The organism is Spirillospora sp. NPDC049024 (assembly GCF_040649235.1).
GTDB lineage: Bacteria > Actinomycetota > Actinomycetes > Streptosporangiales > Streptosporangiaceae > Spirillospora.
The window spans coordinates 175,211-199,408 of record NZ_JBEZFD010000007.1 but is presented as its reverse complement, the minus strand read 5'-3'; the positions used below and the strand labels follow the sequence as shown (position 1 = coordinate 199,408).

The 24,198-nt window shown below is 74.0% G+C and carries 19 protein-coding genes; 14 read left to right on the top strand and 5 right to left on the bottom strand.

Features of this window, described 5'->3' with window-relative positions; translation table 11 throughout:
- Positions 1-24: 24 nt before the first annotated feature.
- The gene (locus tag AB0C21_RS15485) at positions 25-390 is read left to right on the top strand and encodes an SCO2097 family morphological protein (protein ID WP_500204806.1); all 366 of its coding nucleotides are present in this window, start codon (positions 25-27) and stop codon (positions 388-390) included.
- Between the two features lie 148 nt (positions 391-538).
- On the opposite strand, the gene AB0C21_RS15480 is transcribed toward AB0C21_RS15485, so the two are convergent.
- Positions 539-1,444: an arginase family protein gene (locus AB0C21_RS15480; RefSeq protein WP_500204805.1), complete on the bottom strand. Its 906-nt coding sequence runs from the start codon at positions 1,442-1,444 to the stop codon at positions 539-541.
- Positions 1,444-2,481: an alpha/beta hydrolase gene (locus AB0C21_RS15475; RefSeq protein WP_500204804.1), complete on the bottom strand. Its 1,038-nt coding sequence runs from the start codon at positions 2,479-2,481 to the stop codon at positions 1,444-1,446. The genes AB0C21_RS15480 and AB0C21_RS15475 overlap by 1 nt, the downstream gene beginning before the upstream one ends.
- A 112-nt stretch (positions 2,482-2,593) precedes the next feature.
- On the opposite strand from AB0C21_RS15475, the gene AB0C21_RS15470 reads away from it, so the two are divergent.
- Positions 2,594-3,160: a CGNR zinc finger domain-containing protein gene (locus tag AB0C21_RS15470; RefSeq protein ID WP_500204803.1), complete on the top strand. Its 567-nt coding sequence runs from the start codon at positions 2,594-2,596 to the stop codon at positions 3,158-3,160.
- An 18-nt stretch (positions 3,161-3,178) separates the two neighbouring features.
- On the opposite strand, the gene AB0C21_RS15465 is transcribed toward AB0C21_RS15470, so the two are convergent.
- The 3 genes from AB0C21_RS15465 to AB0C21_RS15455 form a co-directional block, all read right to left on the bottom strand.
- Entirely contained in the window at positions 3,179-5,746 is a 2,568-nt protein-coding gene (locus AB0C21_RS15465; protein ID WP_500204802.1) for a transglutaminase TgpA family protein, read from the bottom strand.
- Positions 5,747-5,845: 99 nt separating this feature from the next.
- Positions 5,846-7,132, bottom strand: a complete 1,287-nt coding sequence (locus AB0C21_RS15460; RefSeq protein ID WP_500204801.1) for a DUF58 domain-containing protein — start codon at positions 7,130-7,132, stop codon at positions 5,846-5,848.
- 3 nt (positions 7,133-7,135) lie between these two features.
- Positions 7,136-8,149: an AAA family ATPase gene (locus tag AB0C21_RS15455; protein ID WP_149257997.1), complete on the bottom strand. Its 1,014-nt coding sequence runs from the start codon at positions 8,147-8,149 to the stop codon at positions 7,136-7,138.
- A 404-nt stretch (positions 8,150-8,553) separates the two neighbouring features.
- Between AB0C21_RS15455 and mraZ the strand changes: the two genes are divergently transcribed.
- From mraZ to AB0C21_RS15395, 12 genes are all read left to right on the top strand, one after another.
- On the top strand, positions 8,554-8,985 hold the full coding sequence (gene mraZ, locus AB0C21_RS15450) for a division/cell wall cluster transcriptional repressor MraZ (protein ID WP_089312308.1): 432 nt from the start codon (positions 8,554-8,556) through the stop codon (positions 8,983-8,985).
- Between the two features lie 245 nt (positions 8,986-9,230).
- Positions 9,231-10,436 (top strand): 16S rRNA (cytosine(1402)-N(4))-methyltransferase RsmH, encoded by a 1,206-nt coding sequence (rsmH, locus tag AB0C21_RS15445; RefSeq protein WP_500204800.1) that lies wholly within the window; start codon positions 9,231-9,233, stop codon positions 10,434-10,436.
- Positions 10,433-11,251 carry a cell division protein FtsL gene (ftsL, locus tag AB0C21_RS15440; protein WP_500204799.1) on the top strand — a complete coding sequence of 273 codons (819 nt, stop codon included), beginning with the start codon at positions 10,433-10,435 and terminating at the stop codon, positions 11,249-11,251. Before rsmH ends, ftsL begins: the two co-directional genes overlap by 4 nt.
- A gap of 34 nt (positions 11,252-11,285) precedes the next feature.
- Entirely contained in the window at positions 11,286-13,544 is a 2,259-nt protein-coding gene (locus AB0C21_RS15435) for a peptidoglycan D,D-transpeptidase FtsI family protein (protein ID WP_500204798.1), read from the top strand.
- A gap of 81 nt (positions 13,545-13,625) precedes the next feature.
- Complete coding sequence (locus AB0C21_RS15430; RefSeq protein ID WP_500204797.1) at positions 13,626-15,209, top strand: UDP-N-acetylmuramoyl-L-alanyl-D-glutamate--2,6-diaminopimelate ligase; 1,584 nt, start codon at positions 13,626-13,628, stop codon at positions 15,207-15,209.
- Positions 15,206-16,633 (top strand): UDP-N-acetylmuramoyl-tripeptide--D-alanyl-D-alanine ligase, encoded by a 1,428-nt coding sequence (locus tag AB0C21_RS15425; RefSeq protein WP_500204796.1) that lies wholly within the window; start codon positions 15,206-15,208, stop codon positions 16,631-16,633. The genes AB0C21_RS15430 and AB0C21_RS15425 overlap by 4 nt, the downstream gene beginning before the upstream one ends.
- Positions 16,630-17,688: a phospho-N-acetylmuramoyl-pentapeptide-transferase gene (gene mraY, locus AB0C21_RS15420; protein WP_149257289.1), complete on the top strand. Its 1,059-nt coding sequence runs from the start codon at positions 16,630-16,632 to the stop codon at positions 17,686-17,688. The genes AB0C21_RS15425 and mraY overlap by 4 nt, the downstream gene beginning before the upstream one ends.
- Entirely contained in the window at positions 17,670-19,148 is a 1,479-nt protein-coding gene (gene murD / locus AB0C21_RS15415; protein ID WP_500204795.1) for a UDP-N-acetylmuramoyl-L-alanine--D-glutamate ligase, read from the top strand. Before mraY ends, murD begins: the two co-directional genes overlap by 19 nt.
- Before the next feature lie 2 nt (positions 19,149-19,150).
- Positions 19,151-20,407 carry a putative lipid II flippase FtsW gene (gene ftsW / locus AB0C21_RS15410; protein WP_500204794.1) on the top strand — a complete coding sequence of 419 codons (1,257 nt, stop codon included), beginning with the start codon at positions 19,151-19,153 and terminating at the stop codon, positions 20,405-20,407.
- A gap of 40 nt (positions 20,408-20,447) precedes the next feature.
- A complete protein-coding gene (murG, locus tag AB0C21_RS15405) occupies positions 20,448-21,542 on the top strand; it encodes an undecaprenyldiphospho-muramoylpentapeptide beta-N-acetylglucosaminyltransferase (protein WP_149257286.1) in 1,095 nt (364 codons plus the stop codon).
- Positions 21,539-22,960, top strand: coding sequence for a UDP-N-acetylmuramate--L-alanine ligase (gene murC / locus AB0C21_RS15400; protein WP_500204793.1), 1,422 nt, complete (start codon positions 21,539-21,541; stop codon positions 22,958-22,960). The genes murG and murC overlap by 4 nt, the downstream gene beginning before the upstream one ends.
- 132 nt (positions 22,961-23,092) lie before the next feature.
- Entirely contained in the window at positions 23,093-23,878 is a 786-nt protein-coding gene (locus tag AB0C21_RS15395; RefSeq protein WP_500204791.1) for a cell division protein FtsQ/DivIB, read from the top strand.
- Positions 23,879-24,198: the final 320 nt, after the last annotated feature.

Here is a 24,198-nt window from a genome sequence, read left to right as displayed (position 1 = left end):
CCGCTCTCTGAGCACGAGCAGCGCATGCTCGAACAGATCGAATCGGCGTTGTACGCCGAGGATCCCAAGTTCGCTCACGCGGTTCGCTCGACCAACCCCCAGGTCCATTACAAGCGCCGGATCGTCAAGGCCGCGCTCGGCTTCGTGGTGGGCGTGGGCGCGCTGATGGCCGGTCTCGTGATCAACGAGGGCACCGTCACCATCGCGATCAGCGTGACGGGGTTCCTGCTGATGGTCGTGTGCTGCGTCTGGGCGCTGACGAGCTGGAAGCGGATGACCGGCATCGGCAACGAGCCCGCCCGGGGCAGCGGCCGCCAGCCGCGCCCCGCCAAGGCGGGCTTCATGGAGCGCATGGAGGAACGCTGGCGCCGCCGCACCGAAGGTGACTGAGCGGCGTCTGGGGGGTCGTCCTGCCAGAGTGACTCGGCATTAGCTTCTCAGCGACTCGTCCCGGCCGTGCGTGGGTGCTCCCACGGGGCCGGGACGAACGTGTGTCCGGCCCCGCGGGCGAAAGCCGCCCTGCTCGTGCCCGGGAGGATCAGGCCTTGCGTGCGCCGAGGCGGCCGAGCCCGTCGGCGATCGTGTCGGCCACGAGCCTTGCGTACCCGCCGCCGGCGTCGAGGTCGGGGTCGAAGATGCAGACATCGGCGCCGACCGCGTCGGCGGCCAGCTCGCTGAGCAGCGCCGTCAGCTGCCGGGGGTCGACTCCGCCGGGGGCGGGGCTGTCGACGGCGGGCATGTGGGCCGGGTCGAGGACGTCGATGTCGACGTGCAGCCAGAAGCCGTCGAGGCCGTCGGCGGCGACGGCCTCCCGGATCAGGGCGAGCGCGCCGGGCGGGTCGTTGATCCACTGGCTTGCCGGCACCACGCCGGCCAGGACCTCCCGCACTTCGGCGAGTGCGTCGTCGTCATCGCGGCAGCCCACGTGGACGACGTCCGCCGGGGCGAAGTAGGGGGACAGTCCCTCGATGTCGGACACCGCCGCCCAGTGCAGGCCGACCGCGGCGGCGAGGTCCTCACCGGCCACACTCGCGCATTGGTCCGAGTTGCCGGGGTGGCGGAAGTCGGTGTGCCCGTCGATGTGGACGAGGCCGTACCGGCCCCTGCGGGCGAGCGCGACTCCGGCGCCGACGAGGAGGCTGCAGTCACCGCCGAGGACCAGGGGAGCGCGTCCCCGGTCGACGATCGCGCCGATCCGCCCGGCCAGCCGCATCGCGTGGTCGATGAGGCCGTCCTGGTTGCGAACTCGGCCCGAGCCGGGGACCAGGTCGTCGACGTACCTCCCCGCGATGACGACACCGGCGTCCTCGGCGCCGTCGCGCAGGAGCCGGGTGTGCAGCCCCGCTTCGCGCAGCGCCTCCGGCGCCTTGGCGCACCCCGGGACGCTGGACTTCTGGGGTGGACGCAGTCCGAGGTTCGTCGGAGCCGCGAGGATGGAGATCATCAGTGGGCCTCCACGGTGAGGTGCCTGGTCAACCATTCGATCGCCAGGGGGTAGCGGTACTCGATGCGGGCATGGGTGCCGTCGAAGAGCTCGAAGTGCATCCGCTCGGGCGGCACGCCGACGTCCGTGAGCGCTCGGTGGAACGCGGACGCGCCGTGGTCGAGGTGGTACTCGTCCCGGCGCCCGGCGTCGATCCAGACGGCCCGCATCGATCGGAGCGCCTCGGCGTGGCCCGGTGCCATCCGCACCGGGTCCCAGGCCAGCCAGCGCCGCCAGACCTCGGGGATGAGCCTGCCGGTCGCGGGATCGAACGGCACGTGCACCGTGCCGTCGGCGTCCGATGAGTACGCCGCCGCGTAGCCGTAGGTCTCGATCAGCAGTTCGTCCAGTTCGTGCAGGAGCGGGACTTCGCAGTTCCGGAAGTACTCCAGGAACCTGTCGTACGACCCGTCGAACTCGTCCCGCAGCCTCCTGGCCAGCAGCGGGAAGGACGGCGTGTACGAGGCGTCGAAGAGCGCGTCTCCCGCGTGGGTGGCGAAGGCTCCGAACACGTCCGGACGCAGCATGGCCGTGACCATCGCTCCGTAACCGCCGCTGGACTTCCCGGTGATCGCACGGGCGTCGCGGTGGGCGAGGGTGCGGTAGTGCTCGTCGACCCATGCCACCACATCGGCGCACAGGTAGGTGTGGTAGGAGCCGATGGCCGGCGAGTCGAGATACTGGCTGCCGCCGTAGGCGGTCCAGGCGTCGACGTACACGACCAGTGCGGGCGGCACGTCATCGCGGGCGAAGAGCGCATCGACCAACTCGGGCAGGGTGCGGCGGAAGGGCGTTCTGTTGCGCCACATCGAGATGGTCCCGCAGTAGCCCTGGATGATGTAGATCGTGGGATAGCGGGCGTGGTCGCCGTAGCCGGGCGGGGTGTAGACCCACAGCGGCCGCTCGTGCGGATCGCCCAGCGGATTGCCGCGCAGTGCCTCGCTCGCGATGACGTGCTCGTGCAGCTCCCCCTCGAGGTCTTCGGACCACGGCTCCATGCGACCTCCCGGTTCCCGGTGGACTAACCGGTGAAGAACTTAGGTGGTTAGCCGTTTGCGCGTCAACCAGTGATCGGGTTTGCTGGTTAGAGCGAGAGCATCGGGAGCGGGCATGCGAGAACTTCCTCCGGAGGTGCGACCCGTCGTCGACTTCCTCAACACCGTCGACGTCGAGGACGGCACCGACGTGTTCGGCGACGGTCCGGAGGCTCTGGCGGACTGGCTCGTCGAGCACGGGCTGTGCCGCGCAAGGCCGTCCGTCACGGCGGCGGACGTCCAGGCGGCGATCGACCTCAGGCGCGGGCTGCGCAGCCTGGCGCTCGCCAACAACGGCGAACCCGTCGACACCGAGGACGTGAAGGCCGCCCAGGAGGTCCTGGCCGCCCTCACCCTCACCCTGCGGCTTCCGGCCGATGCGGACGCGGCGAAGAACGGGCCGCACCTCGCCGCGAGCGGCGGGCCCTTCGCCGAGGCCCTGGGCCGGATCGCCGCCGCCTACTTCGCCGCTTCGGCCCGGGGCGACTGGCCGCGGGTGCGGCGCTGCCCGGCACACGACTGCGCCTGGGTCTTCTGGGACTCCTCCAGGAACGCGTCCCGGCGGTGGTGCTCGATGCGGGTGTGCGGCAACCGCGCGAAAGCGCGCGCGTTCACCGAGCGGCGAGCGGCCCGCCCCGCCTGACCCCCGCTCCTCGCGCGCCTACCTGCGGCGGAGGCGGGCGGGCAGGTCGTTCAGGCGGGTCGTCAGGTCGTTGAGGCGGGCGGTGGCGTCGAGGGCGCGGTCTCCCGCGGTGCGGAGCGCGGCGCGGGTCTGCGCCACCGTGGACGGCGGCAGCAGGCGGGCGCGCCACCGGGCCCGGCGCCCCACGGACGCGGAGAACGCCTCCCGGACGGTCCGCACGTCGGCGCGCAGCCGCTCGGGGGGCTCGTAGGAGCGGGTCCGCGAGTAGCGCGCCAGCTCCTCGGCGCGGGCGATCCGGGTCAGGGCCTGCGTGCTCGGCGCGTCCATCTCCAGCAGCTCGCCGAGCCGCCGTGCGGCCGCCCGGGGGGATTCGCTGGCCCGCCATTCCAGCCCGTGGTCGAGGGCGTCCGCGCGCATCTCCTGCCATGCGGCGTGCGCCGCTCCGGCAGGATCGGGCATCCGCGTCCCCGTCGCCGGCTTCGCCGTGGCGACCTGACCGGGTCCCCGCGTCCGCCGCGCGGGTTCCGCCTCTTCTACCGGCTCGGACGCCCCGGCCTTCCGCTCGGGCGTCGGTGGCGGGGCGGACGAGGCGCTCAGCGCCGCCCACCGGCGCCACCGGGTGAGCCTGCGCAGCACCATCGGCACGATCGTCAGCAACACCACCAGCAGTGCACCGGCGAGCCACGGCGCCGCGGAGTACCCGTCGTCGCCCTCCTCCTGCGCGCCGGTCGTGCCGCTCGAGCCCTCGTCGTTGCGGTGGCGCGGGCCGGTGGACGCGGCCGTGGAGCCCTCCTCGGGGGAGGAGGAGTCCGGCGCCTGCGTCGTCTGCTCCTCCGGACCACCGCCGGTGCTGGTGGCGGGCTGGCTGTAGACGGGGGCGAGGGCGGTGCCCTGCCCGCCCGCGCCGCTCGGCGTGGGCTCGAAACGCACCCATCCCGCGCCCTCGAAGTACAGCTCCGGCCAGGCGTGGGCGTCGCGCGACCGCACCACCCATTCGCCGGGCTTGACCTCGCTGCCCGGCGTGTATCCCATCGCCACCCGGGACGGGATGCCGAGGATCCGCGCCATCAGCGCCATCGAGGCGGCGAACTGCTCGCAGTAGCCGCGCTTGCTGTGCAGCAGGAAGTCGACGAGGTCGCTGCCGTGCTGCGGCGCGGGCGCGGACAGGTCGTAGGTGAACCCGCCGCTCATGGTGAACCAGCGCTGCAGCCGCACCGCCTGGCCGAGCGCGGTCGCCGACCCGGCGGTGACGTCCGCGGCGAGCTTTCTGACCTGCGGCGGGACGTTCTTGGGCACCGCCGTGTAGTGCGCGACGATGTCGGGCGGGTAGGGCCCCGCGGCGGCGAGCTGCCCGGAGGTGGGCTCGGGGAGCATGCTCTTGACGGTGTAGGAGCGCCCGCTCGCCGAGTCGCGCAGCGAGTAGATCATCAGCGACTGGCCGTGCACCCGCCAGTCGCCCTTGATCGACACCTTGGTCGGGGCGTACGGCACCGGCAGGAACGTCATGTTCCTGACCTCGGGCCGCACCCGCACCTCGGTCGTCACCTCGCGCGAGGGCGCGACGGTCAGCCCCGGCGGCGGGGGGAGGGTGCGGTCGCCGCTCACCCGGTCCTTGGAGCTGCTCTTCAGCGGGCTGTAGGTCCACCGGTCGCCGTCGAACCGGTCGAGGGCGTAGAGGCGCAGGTAGCCGGGGCTCTCGGCGTCGCTGCGGTAGGTGAGGACGGTCGAGTCGTCCAGCCGGGTCAGCTCCCGCTTCAGGCTGACCAGCGGGTCGGGCGTCGTCACGGTCTGCGCGCCCGGACCGGAGCCGCCGCCCACGTCGAACAGGCCGCGCGGGTGCAGGCCGGGCACCGCGGCCGGCAGCAGCACGGCGACGGCGACCGTGCCGACCGCGATCCGGCGGCCGCTCGCCGCCAGCGCCGAGGCGTCGGGCCGGTGGTCGGGGTCACCGGGCGGCGGCTGCGCGCCCGCCAGCGGCACGTCCCGCGGGCTGCGGCGCGTCGCCACGATCCGCCCCCAGCCGCCGACCTGCTCGCGGGCGTCGGCCATGAGCAGGGCGAGGAAGCCGAACGCGCCGATGCCGAAGGCCAGCCAGCCGACGCCGTCCTCGCGGATCGCCGCGGGCACGCTGTACATGGCGAGCAGCGGCAGCCCGGCGGGCGCGGCACGGCGCAGCCGCACGGCCAGCAGGTCCACCAGGACGGCGACCAGGCCGATGCCCGCGGCGGCCAGCATCGCGATGCCGGGGACGAGCGGGACGGGCGCCGCGTACCGGTTGGCCGCCCGCCAGCCCTCGTCCGCCAGTTCGCCGAGGTGCCGCACCGACTCCGGCGACGGGACGACCCCGAGCCACGCTTCGCCGCCGGCGAAGGCCATGTCGAGGTACAGCACCAGCGCCGCCAGGCCGAACAGCAGCCCGACCGGCGCGGGCGTGCGCAGACGCCGTGACAGCAGCCCGCCGCCGGACACGGCCAGCACCGCGCCGACCCCTGCCCAGAACCAGCTCGCCTTCTCGAACAGCGGGTACAGCCCGATCGAGCCGGCGAGCGTCGCCAGCCCGGCCATCACCGTCATCCGGACCCTCATGCGCCGCCCTCGTCCATGCGCTTACCCTGCTCGTGCACCTGCCGCCGCCCGTGCGCCGCGCCGCTCATGCGCCGAGCCCGAGCCCGGCGCCGCCCCTGCTCATGCGCCGCCCCTGACGAAGTCATCGCCCGCCTTGCCCGCCTGCGCCCACGCCCCGGCGAGGTCCGCCGCGGACCGGACGGTCAGCACCCGCCAGCCGCCCGCGCGCAGCAGGCCCGCGGCCGTCCCGCCGCCGGTCCCGTCGCCCGTCTCGCCGTCCTGCGGCGATCCGGCGCCGGGGCCGCCCTCGATGAGCACCGCGACGCACGTGCCGGTACCGCGCCGGGCCGCGGAGACCACGCGGGCCTCATCGTCCGACAGCGTCCCGAAGACCCCGACGACCAGGCCGTCGCCCTCCCGGCTCCCGCCGCGGCCGCGCAGCGCGGCCAGCCCCGCCGTCAGCGAGCCGCCCTTGGACCGGCGCACCACCGCCAGCGCGTCGAGCAGCAGCCCCTCGAACGCGCCCTCGGACGGCCCCGCCGGCAGCACTTCGCCGCCGTCGGTCACGTACCGCAGGCTCATCCCCGTGCGGACGAGGTGGACGCCGATCGACGCGGTCGCCGAGACGGCCTGCTCGAACGAGCCGCCCGGCCCGTCGCCCCAGTGCACGGAGCGGCGGGTGTCGAGGAACAGCGTGCCGCTGCTCTGGAAGTGCTGCTCCTCGCGCCGCACCATCAGCTCCCCGTGCCGGGCGGTGGACCGCCAGTGCACGCGGCGCAGGTCGTCGCCGTGCCGGTACTCGCGCGGGGCGACGTCGTCCTCGCCCGCCGCGGAGACCGCGCGGGCCACGCTGTCGCCGCCGCCCGTCCACGCGCCCGACAGCCGGCCAGGCGGCAGCGGCACGATCGCCGGCGTCACCGTGAGCGTGTCGGACAGGCTGAACGAGCGGACCAGCTCCACCATCCCGAACGGGTCGGCGAGCCGGACGGTCAGCGGCCCCACCCGGAAGCGCCCGCGCACGTCCGAGCGGATCCGGTAGCCGAGCTCACGGAACGCCTGCGGCTCGATCCGCTCCAGCACGAACCGCGCCCGCCCGCCCAGCGCGTAGGGGACCCGGTCCTCCACCATCAGCAGCCCGCTCGGCAGCCGCGACACGTTCTCCAGCCGCAGGTCGACGCGGGATTCGTGGCCGACCGGCAGCCGCGCGGGCTCCAGCCGCCGCGCGCACGCCAGCCGGTACCGCGTCCGCGCCACCGCGATCGTGCACAGCAGCGGCAGCGCCAGGACGAGCACCCCGGCGCGCAGCAGGTCGCGCTCGCCCAGCGCGACCGCGCAGGCGATCGCGGTCGCCCCCGCGGCCACGAACGACCGCCCGCGAGTGGTGAGGCCGGCCAGCGCCCGTCGCACCGGTCACCTGCCGGGGGAGGGCACCGGCAGCCGCTTCACCAGGTCGGCGACCACCTGCTCGGGACGGCGGCGCTCGACCTGCGCCTCGGCGGTCGGCAGCAGCCGGTGCGCGAGGACGGGGACGGCGAGGTCCTGGATGTCGTCGGGGACGACGTAGTCGCGGTCGTCGAGCGCGGCGTACGCCCGCGCGGCCCGCACCAGGTGGAGGGTGGCCCGCGGGGACGCGCCGAGCCGCAGCTCCGGATGCCTGCGGGTGGCGGAGACGAGGTCGATCGCGTACTGCCGCACCGCCGGCGCGACGTGCTGGCCCCGCACCACCTCGATCAGGTCGCGGACGTCGGCGGCGTGCGCGACCGGGGTGAGCCGGTCGAGCGGCGACGTCTCGCCGTGCGTGTCGAGCATCTCCAGCTCGGCCGCGGGGTCCGGGTAGCCCATCGAGATGCGGGCGGTGAACCGGTCGCGCTGCGCCTCCGGCAGGGGATAGGTGCCCTCCATCTCCACGGGGTTCTGCGTGGAGATCACCATGAACGGGGGCTCCAGCTCGTAGGTCGTGCCGTCGACCGTGACCTGGCGCTCCTCCATGCACTCCAGCAGCGCGGACTGCGTCTTCGGGGACGCCCGGTTGATCTCGTCGCCGACCACGATGTTGGCGAACACCGGGCCCGGCTTGAACTCGAACTCGCGCCGCTCCTGGTTGTAGGCGCTGACCCCGGTGATGTCGCTGGGCAGCAGGTCGGGCGTGAACTGCACGCGCCGCACCGAGCAGTCGATCGAGCGCGCGAGCGCCTTGGCGAGCATCGTCTTGCCGACCCCGGGCACGTCCTCGATGAGCAGGTGCCCCTCGGCCAGCAGCACCGTCAGCGCGAGCCGCACCGCCGAGGGCTTGCCCTCGATCACCGACTCCACGGCGTCCCGGATCTTGTTCGCGACCTGGGCGAGCCCGTCGAGCCCGCCTCCCGCCGCGTCGCGACCGCCGCCGCGCCGGGCCGGGCGGGATGCCGGTGGGTCGGTCTCCATGAACGACTCGCCGTGCGTGCCTACTGCCACCAAACCCTCCTCAGCCGTTCCAAACGACAGTACGTCGTCGGAACGCCCACTGCGATGTTCATGTGGAACGCGAGCCAATTGTGCTCTACGTGGACGGCGGCAAACGACGCGCGCAACGCACCACTTCACTCCACCCCGCCCCTCCGGGCCCTCTCGCGCCCCCGCGCGAGAGGGTCTCGGACCGTCCCGCGCCGCGGCGGCGCGCGCAGGGGGCGCCGCTGGGCCCCACTCCACACCACCCTCGTTGACCTGCGGTTTCGTCGTGAAAAACGGCGCGTGGACGGCGTTTTTCTTGTTGACGGTGGGGAAGAGTGGAGTAGAGTGGGGCGCCGTGGGGGGCAGTAGCGCCCCATGCGGCGCGGGAGGTGGGGCCGGTGTTTCTCGGCACTCACTCGCCGCGCCTCGACGACAAGGGACGACTGTTCCTGCCGGCGAAGTACCGCGAGGAGCTGTCGGGGGGATTGGTGATCACGAAGGGCCAGGAACGCTGCCTGTACGTCTTCCCCATGGCGGAGTTCCAGCGGATAACCGAGGCTCTGCGTGCCGCGCCGGTCACCGAGAAGGCGGTCCGGAGCTACAGCCGGGTCTTCTTCGCCAGCGCCTCCGACGAGGTCCCCGACAAGCAGGGCCGCGTCACGATTCCGCCGCCGCTGCGCAAGTACGCGGGGCTCACCCGCGACTGCACGGTCATCGGGGCCAACACGCGTCTGGAGATCTGGGACACCCAGGCCTGGGAGACCTACCTGGAGCAGGAGGAGCAGACCTTCTCCGACGTCTCGGAGGAGGTGTTGCCAGGGATTCTCTGACATGCGACTCGTCGGTCCGATGACCGGCACTGGCCCACGTTCGGCCAGGTCTCCAGCCGCTCTCCAGCCAGCTGGCGCAGCTTCCCCGGTGCCAGACGGCGACCCCCCGCGGACAACGCGGTGATCTTCCTCTAGGGCAGCGGATGGGGACCTGGCCGGGCGAGGCCGCCGCCGGGGGCGCGGAACGGTCCGGTCCGGCGATGCCACACAGTCCGCGAGCGAGGTGGCAGTACAGGGGGTGAAGCATGGACGCGCACAGGGACACGGGGGGCCGCGAGGACTCCGGGAACCACGACGGTGACGACCGCCTTGCGGGGAACGGCGCCGCGGGGAACCACAGCGTGGGGAACGACGCGGCGGGAAACGGCGCCGCCGGAAATGACGCCGCCGGAAACGGCCCGGCTGGGAATGGTGCGGCGGGAAAAGCCACCCCTGGAAAAGACGCCGCGGGGAATGACGCGGCGGAGAACGACGCGGCGCAGGACCGGGGGGCCGGCAGCGGCCACGTGCCGGTCATGCTGGACCGCGTCCTCGAACTTCTCGTCCCCGCCGCCGAGGCCGTCGCCGGCCGCGCCCCCGTCTACCTCGACGCCACGCTCGGCATGGGCGGCCACGCCGAGGCGATGCTGCGCGCCGTCCCGTCGCTGCGCCTCATCGGCCTGGACCGCGACACCACGGCCCTGGAGCGGTCCGCGCGCAGGCTCGCCCCGTTCGGCGACCGCGTGGCGCTGGAGCACGCCGTCTACGACGAGATCCCCGCGGTGCTGCGGCGGCTCGGAGTCCCGGCCGTCGACGCCGTCCTGTTCGACCTCGGCGTGTCCTCCCCGCAGCTCGACGAGGCCGACCGCGGCTTCGCCTACTCCTACGACGCCCCCCTCGACATGCGGATGGACCGCACCCAGAGCCTCACCGCGGCGGAGGTCGTCAACGGCTACCCGCCCGCCGAGCTCGCCCGCATCCTGCGCGAGTACGGCGAGGAGCGGTTCGCCCAGCGCATCGCCGCCGCGATCGTCCGGGAGCGCGAGCGCGCCCCGCTGGAGTCGACCCGGCGCCTCGCCGACCTGGTGCGCACCTCCATCCCCGCCGCGACCCGCCGCACCGGCGGCAACCCCGCCAAGCGCACCTTCCAGGCGCTGCGCATCGAGGTGAACGGCGAGCTCGACACCTGGCGCCGGGCGCTGCCCGCCGCCCTGGACGCGCTCCCGGTCGGCGGCCGGGTCGTCGTCCTGTCCTACCACTCGCTCGAGGACCGCATCACCAAGCAGGTCCTCGCCGCCCAGGCGGCCGACACCACCCCGCCGGACCTGCCGGTCCCGCTGCCCGAGCACGAGCCGAGGTTCCGGCTCCTGACGCGCGGGGCGGAACTGGCGTCCGACGAGGAGACCACGACCAACCCACGGGCCGGATCGGTGCGGATGCGCGCCGCGGAGCGGGTCCGGGAGGCGACATGACCACGACGAGCAGGCGGCCGCCGACCAGGGCGCCGAAGAAGAGGGCCGCGGACCGCCTGGAGGGCGCCGCCGCCCCGGCCGCGCCCGTGCCCGCCAAGGGCTCGCGCGCCGGCGCGTCGCCGCGGAACCCGTCGAACGGCGGCGCCGCCGGTGCCGCGGCCGCGAAGCCGGCGAAGCCCGCACCCGCCGGCGCGACGGCGGTGAAGACGCGGACGAAGACCGCGCCCGCGAAGAGCACCAAGGCCGCCAAGAGCACCAAGGCCGCCAAGAGCACCAAGGCCGCCAAGAGCGCCAAGGCCGCCAAGAGTGCGGACGTCGCGCGGAGCACGAGCACGGCCGCGTCGCGGCGCTCCGGGCAGGCCGCGCCGCGCGCGCCGTTCGTCCTGCTCATCGTCGGGTTGCTCGGCGGCGCGCTGGTCAGCCTGCTGCTGCTCAACACCGTCCTCGCCAAGGACGCGTTCACGCTGACGCGGCTCCAGCAGAGCAACAAGCAGCTGGAGCAGCAGCGCCAGGCCTACGAGGAGGAGATCGCCCGCGAGGGCTCCCCGCAGCAGCTGTCGAACAAGGCCGAGGGGCTCGGCATGAAGCAGGGCGAGAACCCGGCCTTCTTCTCCACCGAGCCCGGCGGGCCCGGCGGCACGATCCGCCCCGTCCCGCAGGCTGCCGCGGCGTCGGCCGGCGCGGCCGGGGTCCTCGGCGTGCCCGGCACCGTGGTGCCCGGCGACGGCGCGGCGCCGCCCAAGACCACGGGAACCCGCAACGGCCACGGAACGCGGGCCGGGAACGGGGCGCGCACCGGGCACGGGGCGCCGTGAGCGGGCGCGGGGACGGCGGGGAGCGGGTGGCGCGGTGACGAAGGGCCCGGGACGCGGCAGCGGCGGGCCGCCCCCCGGCCGCGGGCGCGGCCCGGACGGGCGCGGCCCCCGCGGCGCGGCCGGGCGCGACGACAAGAGCGGCCCGGGCGCGGCGCGCGCGTCCGGGCGTCAGACCGGGAGCACGCCGCGCCCGCCCTCGGGACGGGCGGACGGCTCGGGACGGCCGGGCGCGAAGGGCGGCGGCGCCCGCCGCCCCGCGCGCAGCGGCATGGTCCCGGCCCCCCGCAAGGAGACCCCGCGCAAGGAAGCCACTCGCAAGGAACCCGCGCGTAAGGAAAAGGGGAGCGAGCGGACGGCCGGGGCCGCGACGTCCACCAAGCGCCCCGCACGGAAGAAGCCGCCCGCGAGGGGAGCGGCTGGGGAGGGCCGCGCGACCCGCACGGCCCGCAGCCCCCAGGGCGCGCGGCCGAAGAGCGACGGCCCCCGCGGCCCGCGCCCCGGCGGCGGCTCCGGACGGCGCCCGCCGCCCGGCCGCCCGCCGCGGCCCCGGGTGCCGTTCCACCGGCGCGACCCGCTCAAGCGGCTCAACGTCGGGCTCCTCGTCGTCGCCTTCGTGCTGTCGCTGTTCGCCGGGCGGCTCGTCCAGCTCCAGACGATCGAGTCGGACGAGTACACCCAGCAGGCGATGCTCCAGCGGATGCGGGAGATCACGCTGCCCGCCGTCCGCGGCGACATCACCGACGCGCAGGGCAACCCGCTCGCCATGACGGTGGAGGCCCGCGCGATCTTCGCGGACCCCTCGCTGATCAAGCCGGAGAAGCGGCAGCCGATCGTCAACGCGCTGGCCCCGACGCTCGGGCTCAACCCCGCGACGCTGCTGAAGCAGATCAGCAAGCCCGACACCAGGTTCGTGTACCTCGCGCACGGGGTCCGCCCCGACCAGGCGCGGCTGGTCAGCTCGTGGAACTTCCTCGGCATCGGCACTTTGCCGGAATACCGCCGGGAATATCCCAACGATTCGCTGGCCGCCGGCGTCATAGGTTTCGTGAACGACACGGGGCGGGGGGCCGCCGGGCTGGAGAGCTCGCTGAACGACGTGCTCGCCGGCAAGGCGGGCTGGCAGCGGGTGGAGATCAGCCCCGAGGGCCAGCACATCCCCATGGGCGAGGACCAGAAGCGCCCGTCGGTGCCGGGCCGCGGGGTCCGCCTGACGCTGCAGCGCGACCTGCAGTTCAAGGCGCAGCAGGCGATCGAGCAGCAGGTCAGGGCGACCCGGGCCAAGAGCGGCACCGTGATCGTCATGGACCCGCGCACCGGCCGGCTCCTGGCGATGGCGTCCGCGCCCGGCTTCGACCCGAACGACTACGCCGACTCCGACCGGTCCCGCTGGGGCAGCCCGCTGGTGCAGGACGCCTACGAGCCGGGCAGCACCGGCAAGGTCGTCACCGCCGCGGCCGTCATGGAGCACGGCGGCGTCACCCCGAAGACGCCCTACACCGTCCCCGACAGGATCAAGAAGTGGGACGTGGTGTTCCACGACTCGCACGACCACGCGCCGGAGCCGCTCACGTTCGCCGGCGTGCTCGCCAAGTCCAGCAACGTCGGCACCATCATGGCGAGCGAGAGCATCAGCGAGGAGCAGCTCTACCAGACGCTGCGCGACTTCGGCTTCGGGCAGCGGACCGGCCTGCCCCTCCCGGGTGAGACGGCCGGCCGGCTGGAGCCGCCGGCCAAGTGGTCGGGCACCGACCGGTACCCGATCGCGTTCGGCCAGACGGTCTCGGTGAACGCGGTGCAGATGGCGAGCGTCTACTCGACGATCGCCAACGGCGGCGTCCGCGTCGCGCCCACCCTCGTCGCGGGCACCGTGGGGGAGCACGACAGGTTCACCCCCGCGCCCGCGCCGGAGCGCAGGCAGGTCATCAGCGCGAAGACGGCCCGGCAGATCAGCGACATGCTGGAGGGCGTCACCACGAACGAGGGCACCGCCCCCAAGGCGCAGATCAAGGGCTACCGCGTCGCGGGCAAGACCGGCACCGCCGAGAACGTCAACCCGCGCTGCGGCTGCTACGACGGCGGCGGCTACACCGCCTCGTTCGCCGGGTTCGCGCCCGCGGACGACCCGCGGCTGGTCGTGCAGGTCGTCCTGCGGGATCCGAAGCGGGGGAGCCACTATGGTGGCGATGCGGCGGCACCGGTCTTCAAGGACGTGATGAGCTTCGCGCTTCAGTCCGAGAAGATCCCGCCGACGGGGAGCAGGCCGCCGATCATCGAGATCCGCGCCCGAGACTGATCGCAGCGAGTACCCTCCTCGCCTGTGAGTCCACCACCCGTGTCCCACCAGTCCCGAACCGTCCGCAACGAAAGAAACGCCATGCGTCCCACCACCAACCCGGCTCGTCCGCTGAGCGGACTCGCGGCGCTTCTCGGAATCGGACAGGACGGACCGGACGCACGGGGCGGCGGGAGCCCCTGGGACGGCGTCTCCGCCACGGGGATCACGCACGACTCGCGCGCCGTCATGCCGGGCGACATCTACGCGGCCCTGCCCGGCGCCCGCGCCCACGGCGCCCAGTTCTCCGCCCAGGCCGCGGACGCCGGCGCCGTGGCGATCCTCACCGACCCCGACGGGTACGACCGGGCCGCGGCGACGGGCCTGCCCGTCCTGGTGACCCCCGACGTCCGGGCCCGGCTGGGCGACGCGGCGTCCTGGGTGTACGGCGAGCCGGGCCGCGACATCACCCTCATCGGCGTGACCGGCACCAGCGGCAAGACCACCACGGTGTTCCTGCTGGACGCGGGCCTGCGCGCCGCCGGGATCGAGACGGGCCTCGTCGGCGGCGTCGAGATCCGGGTGGGCGGCGACCGGGTGCCGAGCGCGCTCACCACGCCGGAGGCGACCGACCTGCACGCGCTGCTGGCGATGATGCGCGAGCGCGGCGTCGGCGCCGCGGCGATGGAGGTGTCCAGCCACGCGCTCGTGCAGGGCCGGGTCGGCGGAGCCCGCTACGAGGTGGCGGTGTTCACGAACCTGTCCCAGGACCACCTCGACTACCACCCGACCATGCAGGACTACTTCCTCGCGAAGGCGCGGCTGTTCACGCCCGAGTACTCGCGGATCGGCGTGGTCAACCTCGACGACCACTACGGCCGCGAGCTGCTGGAGATCACCACGGTGCCCGCGACGACGTTCTCCCCGTCGGGGGACCCTGCGGCCGACTGGCGGGCCGAGGACGTGCGCGTCGGCGCCGACGGCAGCGTGTTCCGCGTCGTCGGGCCCCTCGGCATCGAGGCCGACGCCGAGGTTCGGCTCGCCGGGCCGTTCAACGTCGCCAACGCCCTCGCCGCGATCGTGGCGCTGGTCGAGGCGGGCATCCCGCTGCAGGCGGCGGTCCGGGGGGTCGCGTCCCTGCCCGGCGTCCCCGGGCGGCTGGAGCGGGTCGACGAGGGCCAGGACTTCGTGACCCTGGTCGACTACTCGCACAAGCCGGGCGCGGTCGAGGCGGTCCTGAACGCGCTGCGGCCCGTCACCGAGGGCGACCTCACGGTGGTGCTCGGGTGCGGCGGCGACCGCGACCGCGGCAAGCGCCCGCTCATGGGCGAGGCCGCCGCGCGGCTGGCCGACATGGCGTATTTCACCAACGACAACCCGAGGTCGGAAGATCCACTCGCGATCCTTGCCGCTATGGTCGAGGGCGGGCTCAAGGTGCCGCAGCCGGAGCGCGCGCACATCGTCGTGGAGCCCGACCGCGCCGCCGCGATCGACCTGGCCGTCGGCCGCGCCCGCCGCGGCGACGTGGTGGTCGTCGCGGGCAAGGGCCACGAGCAGGGCCAGAACGTGGCGGGCGAGGTGCATCCGTTCGACGACCGCGAGGTCGTCCGCGCCGCGCTCCGGCGCCATGCAGACGCGCTCAGGCGCCCTGCACAAGGAATAAGAGGGGACGGGACGCAGGCGTGATCCCACTTCCGCTGTCGACGATCGCGGAGATCACGGGAGGGACCCGGCACGGGCCGCCGGACCCGGAGGGGAGCGGCCCCGCGGGGAACGGTCCCGCGGGGGGCGATCCCGTGGTGACCGGTCCCGTGGTGATCGACTCCCGCGCGGTGGAGCCCGGGGCGCTGTTCGCGGCGCTGAAGGGCGAGCACGTGGACGGCCACGACTACGCCGCCGGGGCCCTCGCGGCCGGGGCGGCGGGCGTGCTCGCCCAGCGCCCGGTGGACGGCCCGTGCGTGGTCGTCGACGACGTCCAGGAGGCGCTCGGACGGCTCGCCAGGGGCGTCCTGGAGCGGCTGCCCGACGTGACCGTCGTCGCGGTCACCGGCTCGGCCGGCAAGACCTCCACCAAGGACCTCATCGGGCAGGTGCTGAGCGGCGCGGGCCCGACGGTCTACCCGCCCGGCTCGTTCAACAACGAGATCGGGCTGCCGCTCACCGTGCTGCGCGCCGACGCCGCGACCCGGCACCTCGTCCTGGAGATGGGCGCCCGCGGCATCGGCCACATCGCCTACCTGACCGGGATCGCGCGCCCTGACGTCGGCGTCGTGCTGAACGTCGGCACCGCGCACGTGGGCGAGTTCGGCAGCCGGGAGAACATCGCCCTGGCCAAGGGCGAGATCGTGGAGGCGGTGCCGGAGGGCGGGACCGCCGTCCTCAACGCCGACGACCCGCTGGTCAGCGCGATGGCGTCCCGCACCCGCGGTGAGGTCGTCACGTTCGGCCGCTCGCCGGGCGCCGCGGTCCGCGCCGAGGACGAGACGCTCGACGACCAGGGCCGGGCGAGCTTCACCCTCGTCACGCCGGAGGGCTCGGCGCCGGTCGCGCTGCGCCTGCACGGCTCGCACGCCGTCCCGAACGCGCTGGCCGCGGCCGCCGCCGCGCGCGCGGCCGGGCTCGGCGCCGGGGCGGTCGCCGAGGCGCTGTCGGCGGCCGTGCCGGTCAGCCGGTGGCGGATGGAGGTCACCGAGCGGGCCGACGGGGTGACCGTGGTGAACGACGCCTACAACGCCAACCCCGACTCGACCCGCGCCGCGATCGACGTGCTGGTCCATCTGGCCCGGGGCCGCCGCGCCTACGCGGTCCTGGGCGAGATGGCCGAACTTGGTGACTCGTCCATGGCGGAACATGCCAGGATCGGGCAGCATGTCGCGCGCAGCGGGATCGCCGGGCTCGTGGTGGTCGGCGCGAACGCGGCGGCGATGGCCGAAGGGGCCGGGCAGGTGGCGTCATGGACGGGAGAGTGCGTACAGGTGGATGACGTCGGCGCGGCGGTGACCGTGCTCAGGGAGCGGCTCGCGCCGCGGGACGTCGTGCTGGTGAAGGGCTCCCGCGTGGCCGGCCTGGAACGGGTGGCCGAGGCGATCCTCGCGGAGGACGGCCGATGACCAACATCATCATCGCCGCGGGGATCGCGCTGGTCTTCGTGATGGTCGGCACGCCGGTGTGGATCCGCATCGTCAACCGGCTCGGCTACGGCCAGATGATCCGCGACGAGGGCCCCGAGGCCCATCTGAACAAGCGCGGCACCCCCACCATGGGCGGGACGGTCTTCATCGTCGGCTCGCTCGTCGGCTACGCGGCCGCGCACCTGTTCACCGGGGAGGCGCCCACCATCTCGGGCCTCCTCGTGCTGTTCCTGATGACGGGCCTCGGCCTCGTCGGGTTCGTGGACGACTACATCAAGGTGTTCAAGCAGCGCAGCCTCGGCCTGCGCAGCGGCGCCAAGATGATCGGCATCGTCCTCGTCGGCGTCGTGTTCGCCGTCGCGTCGCTGAACTTCCCCAACGGCTACGACGTCACCCCCGCCGACCCCCACCTGTCCTTCCTGCGCGACTTCGGCCCCTCGATCGGCCCGTACCTGTTCGTGGTGTGGGCGCTGCTGCTCATCGCGGCCATGTCCAACGGCGTGAACCTTACCGACGGCCTCGACGGCCTCGCGGCGGGCCCGGCCGGCATGGTGCTGGCCGCCTACGTCATCATCGGCAACTGGCAGCTGCGCAACAGCTGCGCCGCCGCCCTGGCCCCCAACTGCTACAGCGTCCGCGACCCCCTCGACCTCGCGGTGGTCGCCGCGGCCGTGCTCGGCGGCGTGTTCGGGTTCCTGTGGTGGAACGCCCCGCCCGCGAAGATCTTCATGGGCGACACCGGCTCGCTGGCCCTCGGCGGCGTGCTGGTCGGCCTGGCGATCCTCACCCGCACCCAGCTGCTCCTGGCCATCCTGTGCGGGCTGATCGTGATGATCACGCTGTCGGTGATCATCCAGGTCGGCGGGTTCAAGATGACCGGGAAACGCGTGTTCAAGATGGCGCCGCTGCAGCACCACTTCGAGCTGTCCGGCTGGGCCGAGACCACGATCGTCGTGCGCTTCTGGCTGATGTCCGCGACGTTCGTCGCGATCGGCATCGGCCTGTTCTACCTGGAATGGATGCCGAAGAAGTGACCGAGCGCTCCTGGGACGGCCGGCTCGGGGACGGCCTGAGCGTGTGCGTGGCCGGGCTCGGCGTGTCCGGCCGCGCCGCCGCCCGCGTCCTGGCCGCGCGCGGCGCCCGCGTCACCATCGTGGACGCCCGCGACGGCGAGGAGCAGCGCGGGCACGCCGCCGAACTGGAGGCGTCCGGGGTGGCGGTCCGGCTCGGCGACGGCGAGTCCCTCCCGGCGGGCACCGGCCTCGTCGTGACCTCGCCGGGCTGGCGGCCGGACGCACCGCTGCTCGCCGCGGCCGCCGCGGCCGGGATCGAGATCATCGGCGAGGTGGAGCTGGCGTGGCGGCTGCGGCCGGAAGGCGCGGCGCCCTGGCTCGCCATCACCGGGACGGACGGCAAGACCACCGTCGTGCGGATGCTGGCCTGCATGCTCACCGCCGCAGGGCACAAGGCCCTCGCGGTCGGGAATGTCGGGACGCCGATCGTCGAGGCGGTCACAGGTCTTGCCGGGGGGTCTGGGGGGTCGTCCCCCCAGAAGGCACACGAGGATCATGATGTGCTGGCGGTGGAGCTTTCGAGCTACCAGCTGCACTGGTCGAGCTCTGTCGCCCCCTACGCGTCCGCGGTGCTGAACGTCGCGCCCGACCACCTCGACTGGCACGGCTCCATGGACGCCTACGTCGGCGCCAAGGCCAAGATCTTCGCGCCGGGCTGCGTCGCCGTCTACAACGCCGACGACGACACCTCCGCGGCGCTCGCCGAGCGCGCCGAGGGCGTCGCCCGGCGGGTCGGCTTCACCCTCCGGGTGCCGCGCCCCGGCGAGCTCGGCGTCGTGGAGGAGCTGCTGGTCGACCGGGCCTTCACCGGCGACCCCGCGAGCCAGGCCGCCGAACTGGCCGCGCTCGGCGACGTGCGGCCGTTCGCCCCGCACAACGTCGCCAACGCCCTCGCCGCCGCCGGGCTGGCCCGCGCGTTCGGGGTGCCGCCCGAGGCGGTCCGCGAGGGGCTGCGGGCGTTCGTCCCCGACCCGCACCGCATCCAGCACGTCGCCGACATCGCGGGCGTCGCCTACGTCAACGACTCCAAGGCGACCCAGCCGCACGCCGCCGCCGCGTCCCTCGCCGCCTACGAGAGCGTCGTGTGGATCGCCGGCGGCCTCCTCAAGGGCCTGGACGTCGACGACCTGGTGCGTTCGTGCGCCGGGCGGCTGCGCGGCGTCGTGCTGATGGGACGCGACCGGCACCGGATCGCCGAGGCACTCGCGCGACACGCCCCGGATGTCCCTGTCGTGGACGTCCCCGACACCGACACTGGGGCCATGGACCGCGTCGTCGCCCACGCCTCCGGCCTCGCCCGCCCCGGGGACACCGTGCTACTCGCGCCCGTCGGGGCGTCCTTCGACATGTTCGCCAACTATCCCGCCCGCGGGGACGCCTTCATCGCGGCGGTCGAGCGACTCTCCAAGGACGCCGGGTAACGATGACCACCGCGGCCGAGGAGGACGGAACCGCCCGGCGTCCGGGGCCACGGGAGCAGGTGGTCGCCGCGGTCGGGCTGCTCGACCGGCCCCTCACCTCCTACTACCTGGTGCTGGGCTGCTCGGTGATGCTGCTCGCGCTCGGCCTGACGATGGTGCTGTCGGCCTCCAGCGTGAAGCAGCTCCAGGCGACCGGCTCGGCGTACACGCTGTTCCAGAAGCAGGCCATGTGGGTCGCGATCGGGCTGCCCGGCATGTGGGTGGCGTCCCGGCTGCCGGTGAAGACGTTCCGCGCGCTGGCCTACCCGCTGCTGCTGCTGTCGGTCGTCGCCCTCGCGATGGTGCTGATCCCCGGGCTCGGGCGCAGCGCGGGCGGCGCGACCCGGTGGGTCGCCCTCGGCCCGGTGCAGATCCAGCCGTCGGAGCTCGCCAAGCTCGGTCTGGTGCTGTGGGGCGCCGACCTGCTGGCCCGCAAGGACCGGCTCGGCCAGCTCACCGAGTGGCGGCCCCTGCTGGTGCCGCTGATGCCGGGCGCCGGTGTGCTCGTCCTGCTGGTGATGCTGGGCAGCGACCTCGGCACCACCCTGGTGCTCCTGACGATCTTCCTGGCGCTGCTGTGGGCCGTCGGCGCGCCCGGGCGGCTGTTCGTCGGCATCGCGGGGCTCGTGGCCCTGCTCGTGTCGATCCTCGTCGTCGTCGAGCCGTACCGGATGCAGCGGCTCACCGGGTTCCTCGACCCGTCCGGCAACCAGCTCACCACCAACTACCAGGGCACGCAGGGCCTGTTCGCGCTGGCCTCGGGCGGCGTGTTCGGCACGGGCCTCGGCGAGGGCCGCGCCAAGTGGGACTACCTCCCGCACGCCGAGACCGACTTCATCTTCGCGATCGTGGGGGAGGAGTTCGGCCTGGTCGGCACCCTCGTGGTCCTCTGCCTGTTCGGCCTGCTCGCCTACGCCGGCCTGCGGATCGCCAAGCGGGTCAAGGACCCGTTCACCCGGCTCGCCGCCGCGGGGGCCACGGCGTGGCTGGTGGTCCAGGCGATCGTGAACATCGGCGCCGTCATCCGCGTCCTGCCCATCACGGGGATCCCGCTCCCGCTGGTGTCCTACGGGGGTTCGGCGCTCATTCCGACCCTCTTCGCGCTCGGCATGCTGCTCGCGTTCGCCAAGCGCGAGCCCGGCGCGCGGCAAGCACTCTCCGCACGGGGTCCCGGACCGGTCGTGAGGGCTCTAAGCTGGCTGGGTCTGGCACGGCGTTGAAATCCCCCCTTCACCACACGCTGAGGAGTTGTCAACGGACATGAGGGTTGTCCTGGCCGGCGGCGGCACCGCCGGACACATCGAGCCCGCCCTGGCGCTCGCTGACGCGTTGCGCCGCAACGACCCGAACACCGGGATCGTCTGCCTCGGGACCGAGCGGGGCCTGGAGACCCGGCTCGTCCCGCAGCGGGGCTACGAGCTCGCCCTGATCCCGCCGGTGCCGCTGCCGCGGACGCTGACCCCGCAGCTGCTGTCGGTGCCCGGGCGGCTGCGCGGGGCGATCAACGCGGCCGCCTCCGTCCTCGACCAGGCCCAGGCCGACATCCTGGTCGGCTTCGGCGGCTACGTCGCCACCCCGGGCTACCTCGCGGCGCGCAAGCGCAAGGTCCCGATCATCGTGCACGAGGCCAACCCGAAGCCCGGCCTGGCCAACAAGCTCGGCGCCCGCTTCACCGAGCACGTCGCGGTCTCGCACGCCGACTCGCCGCTGCCGAACGCCCGGTTCGTCGGGATCCCGCTGCGCCGGGAGATCGCGACGCTGGACCGGCTCGCGATGGGCGACAAGGCCCGCTCCTACTTCGGGCTGCTCCCCGACCTGCCCACGCTGCTGATCTTCGGCGGCTCGCAGGGCGCCCGCTCGCTGAACCAGGCCGCCGTGGCCGCCGCGCCGTACTTCCGGCAGGCGGGCATCCAGGTGCTGCACATCGTCGGGCCGAAGAACACCGAGGAGCCCGAGCCCGCGGCCGGCGGCCCGGAGTACGTCACGATCCCCTACTGCGACCGGATGGACCTCGCCTACGCCGCCGCCGACATGGCGATGTGCCGGGCGGGCGCGATGACCTGCGCCGAGCTGGCCGCGGTCGCGCTGCCCGCGGTGTACGTCCCGCTCCCGATCGGCAACGGCGAGCAGCGGCTGAACGCCGAGCCGATCGTCGCGGCGGGCGGCGGCATGCTGGTCGACAACGCCGAGCTGTCGCCGGACTGGATCGCGCGGAACCTCCTGCCGGTGCTGGCCGACCCGGCCCGCGTCGCGCACATGTCGGAGGCCGCCGGCCGGATGGGCCGCCGCGACGCCGACGTCGCGCTCGCCCAGATGGTCTACGAGGTGGTCCGCTCCGCGGGCGCCGCCCGATGAGCCTGATCGACCCGGGGGAGGTGGTCCCGGCCGCCGAGCTCGGCCGGGTCCACTTCATCGCGATCGGGGGCGCCGGGATGTCCGGCGTCGCGCGCATCATGCTCCGGCGCGGCATCGCCGTGTCCGGCAGCGACGCCCGCGACTCCGAGCTGCTCGCGCAGCTCGGCGACCTCGGAGCCAAGGTCTTCGTGGGGCACGACGCCGCGCACGTGGGCGACGCCGACACCGTCGTGGTCTCCACGGCGATCCGCGACACCAACCCCGAGCTGGTCGCCGCCCGCGAGCGGGGCCTGCGCGTCCTGCACCGCTCGGCCGCGCTCGCCTCGCTGATGGCGGGCCGCCGGGCGGTCGCGGTCGCCGGCACGCACGGCAAGACCACCACCACCTCGATGCTGACGGTGGCGCTCCAGCACGCCGGCGCCGACCCGTCCTACTGCATCGGCGGGCAGCTCGTCACCACCGGCCTCGGCGCCGACGAGGGCACCGGCGACGTGTTCGTCGCGGAGGCCGACGAGAGCGACGGCTCGTTCCTCATGTACACCCCGCGCATCGCGGTCGTCACCAACGTCGAGGCCGACCACCTCGACAACTACGGCGGCTTCGAGAAGGTCAAGGAGAACTTCGCCCGCTTCGTCGACCGGGTCGAGCCGGGCGGCACCCTCGTGGCCGGGGCCGACGACCCCGTCGCGATGGAGATGGCCGAGCTGGCGCGGGCCCGCGGCCTGACCGTGCTGACCTACGGGGAGGCCGAGGGCGCCGACCTGCGCGTGACCGGTTTCACCCCGCGCGGACTCGGCTCCCGCTTCGAGATCGAGGGCGGCGGGGAGTTCACGCTCGGCGTGCCGGGGCGGCACAACGCGCTCAACGCCGCCGCCGTCATCGCGGTCACGCGGTCCCTCGGCCTCGACGACGCCCCGGTGCGCGACGGCCTCGCCGCGTTCGGCGGGGCGATGCGGCGCCTGGAGCGCAAGGGCGAGGCGGGCGGCGTCGAGGTCTTCGACAGCTACGCCCACCACCCGACCGAGCTGACCGCCGACCTGGACGCCACCCGCGACTACCTCGGCGAGAAGGCCGCGGCCTCGGGCGCGCGGGGCCGCATCGTCGCGGTGTTCCAGCCGCACCTGTACAGCCGCACCCGGTTCTTCGCCGCCGAGTTCGGCGCCGCGCTCGGCCTCGCCGACGTCGCGGTCGTCCTGGACGTCTACGGCGCCCGCGAGGACCCGGAGCCCGGCGTGACGGGCGCGCTGGTCGCCGACGCCGTCCCGGCAGGCACCGAGACCGTGTACGCGCCCGAGCGGGACGAGGTGCCCGGCATCGCGGCGTCGCTCGCCCGCCCCGGCGACGTCGTCATCACGCTGGGCGCCGGGGACGTGACGCAGCTCGGCCCGCTCGTCCTGGAACGCCTCGCCGGGGCGTAGGGCTGGGCGGGTGTGAGTCTTGTCGCGTCGTAGCGCGTGCCGGGGGAGGGGCGCCCGTCGTGGGACGGGGCGTGACACGCCGCCGCCCGCGCGGTCGGCCGCGGAAGCGTGGATCACTGCCAGGCTTGGGTCATGACCGAGGCGCAGACGGGCCGCCGCGGGTCGCCGGAGCCGGACACGGAGCCTGATACGGAACCGGTTCCGGAGACGGATGCCGCGGCGCCGGACGAGCGCGGCCGAGCGAACCGCTGGAAGGTGGTGTTCGTCACCCTTCTGGTGGTCGGAGCGCTCGGCGCGGTGTCCTGGGTCCTGCTCGGATCGAGACTGCTGGTGGTACGGCACGTGGAGGTGACGGGCACCCGGATCGCCTCCGCCGACCAGGTGGTGGCCGCGGCGGGGATCGACCTCGGCACGCCGATGGTCCGGCTCAGGACCGGCGCCGTCCAGGACCGGGTCGAGCGGCTCCGCGAGGTCGAGTCGGCGGCGATCGAGCGGCACTGGCCGGGGACGGTGCGGATCGTCGTCCGGGAGCGCCGGCCGGTGGCGGTGTTCCGCGGCGGAGGCCGCTACCACCTGCTCGACCGGCACGGGGTGACCGTCGCCGACGAGAAGTCGCGCCCGGCGGGGCTGCCCACGCTCACGGTCGCCTCGCCCGGACCGTCCGACCAGGCCACCCTGGCCGCGCTCACCGTGCTGTCCGGCCTGCCCGAGCGCATCAGCGGCGGCCTGACCGAGGTGGAGGCCGCCGGCCCGGAGGCGGTGACCCTCTACATGAAGGGCGGCCAGACGGTGGTGTGGGGCGCGGCGGAACGGGCAGACGAGAAGATCAGGTTGCTGGACGCCGTGCGGCGGACGGCGGCCGGGCGCGCCGTCCGCACCGTCGACATCAGCTCGCCCGAGGTCCTCAAGACGCAGTGATGGGACGAGCATGCCGGGAGAGGCGGACGGGTCGCGTGACCGGGCGCGTGACCGGGTGGAGGCGGGCAGGTCGCGACACGCCGGGGGAGTTCGGGGGAGGTTAGTTGACCCTGGCGGTAAGGCCGCCCTACTGTCCGTATCAGTCCTCAGGTTGACATAACTGTAAGCCTCAAGTTGAGGGTGAGGGTTTACCTCACCCCTTCGCACAGCTCCACCACACAGCTCCAGTACACAGCTCCACTACTCAGCTCGAAGACACAGCTCGGAAAACAGGTCGGGAACACCGCGGCGGCACGGTCGGCAGACCGGTCAGGGCGGTC

What these genes read in the sequence shown, in the direction of transcription:
- AB0C21_RS15485 (WP_500204806.1), top strand. Translation starts at nt 25, where the DNA reads ATGCTCGAACAGATCGAATCGGCGTTGTACGCCGAGGATCCCAAGTTC.
- AB0C21_RS15480 (WP_500204805.1), bottom strand. Translation starts at nt 1,444, where the DNA reads ATGATCTCCATCCTCGCGGCTCCGACGAACCTCGGACTGCGTCCACCC.
- AB0C21_RS15475 (WP_500204804.1), bottom strand. Translation starts at nt 2,481, where the DNA reads ATGGAGCCGTGGTCCGAAGACCTCGAGGGGGAGCTGCACGAGCACGTC.
- AB0C21_RS15470 (WP_500204803.1), top strand. Translation starts at nt 2,594, where the DNA reads ATGCGAGAACTTCCTCCGGAGGTGCGACCCGTCGTCGACTTCCTCAAC.
- AB0C21_RS15465 (WP_500204802.1), bottom strand. Translation starts at nt 5,746, where the DNA reads ATGAGGGTCCGGATGACGGTGATGGCCGGGCTGGCGACGCTCGCCGGC.
- AB0C21_RS15455 (WP_149257997.1), bottom strand. Translation starts at nt 8,149, where the DNA reads ATGGAGACCGACCCACCGGCATCCCGCCCGGCCCGGCGCGGCGGCGGT.
- rsmH (WP_500204800.1), top strand. Translation starts at nt 9,231, where the DNA reads ATGGACGCGCACAGGGACACGGGGGGCCGCGAGGACTCCGGGAACCAC.
- ftsL (WP_500204799.1), top strand. Translation starts at nt 10,433, where the DNA reads ATGACCACGACGAGCAGGCGGCCGCCGACCAGGGCGCCGAAGAAGAGG.
- AB0C21_RS15430 (WP_500204797.1), top strand. Translation starts at nt 13,626, where the DNA reads ATGCGTCCCACCACCAACCCGGCTCGTCCGCTGAGCGGACTCGCGGCG.
- mraY (WP_149257289.1), top strand. Translation starts at nt 16,630, where the DNA reads ATGACCAACATCATCATCGCCGCGGGGATCGCGCTGGTCTTCGTGATG.
- murD (WP_500204795.1), top strand. Translation starts at nt 17,670, where the DNA reads ATGGATGCCGAAGAAGTGACCGAGCGCTCCTGGGACGGCCGGCTCGGG.
- ftsW (WP_500204794.1), top strand. Translation starts at nt 19,151, where the DNA reads ATGACCACCGCGGCCGAGGAGGACGGAACCGCCCGGCGTCCGGGGCCA.
- murG (WP_149257286.1), top strand. Translation starts at nt 20,448, where the DNA reads ATGAGGGTTGTCCTGGCCGGCGGCGGCACCGCCGGACACATCGAGCCC.
- murC (WP_500204793.1), top strand. Translation starts at nt 21,539, where the DNA reads ATGAGCCTGATCGACCCGGGGGAGGTGGTCCCGGCCGCCGAGCTCGGC.
- AB0C21_RS15395 (WP_500204791.1), top strand. Translation starts at nt 23,093, where the DNA reads ATGACCGAGGCGCAGACGGGCCGCCGCGGGTCGCCGGAGCCGGACACG.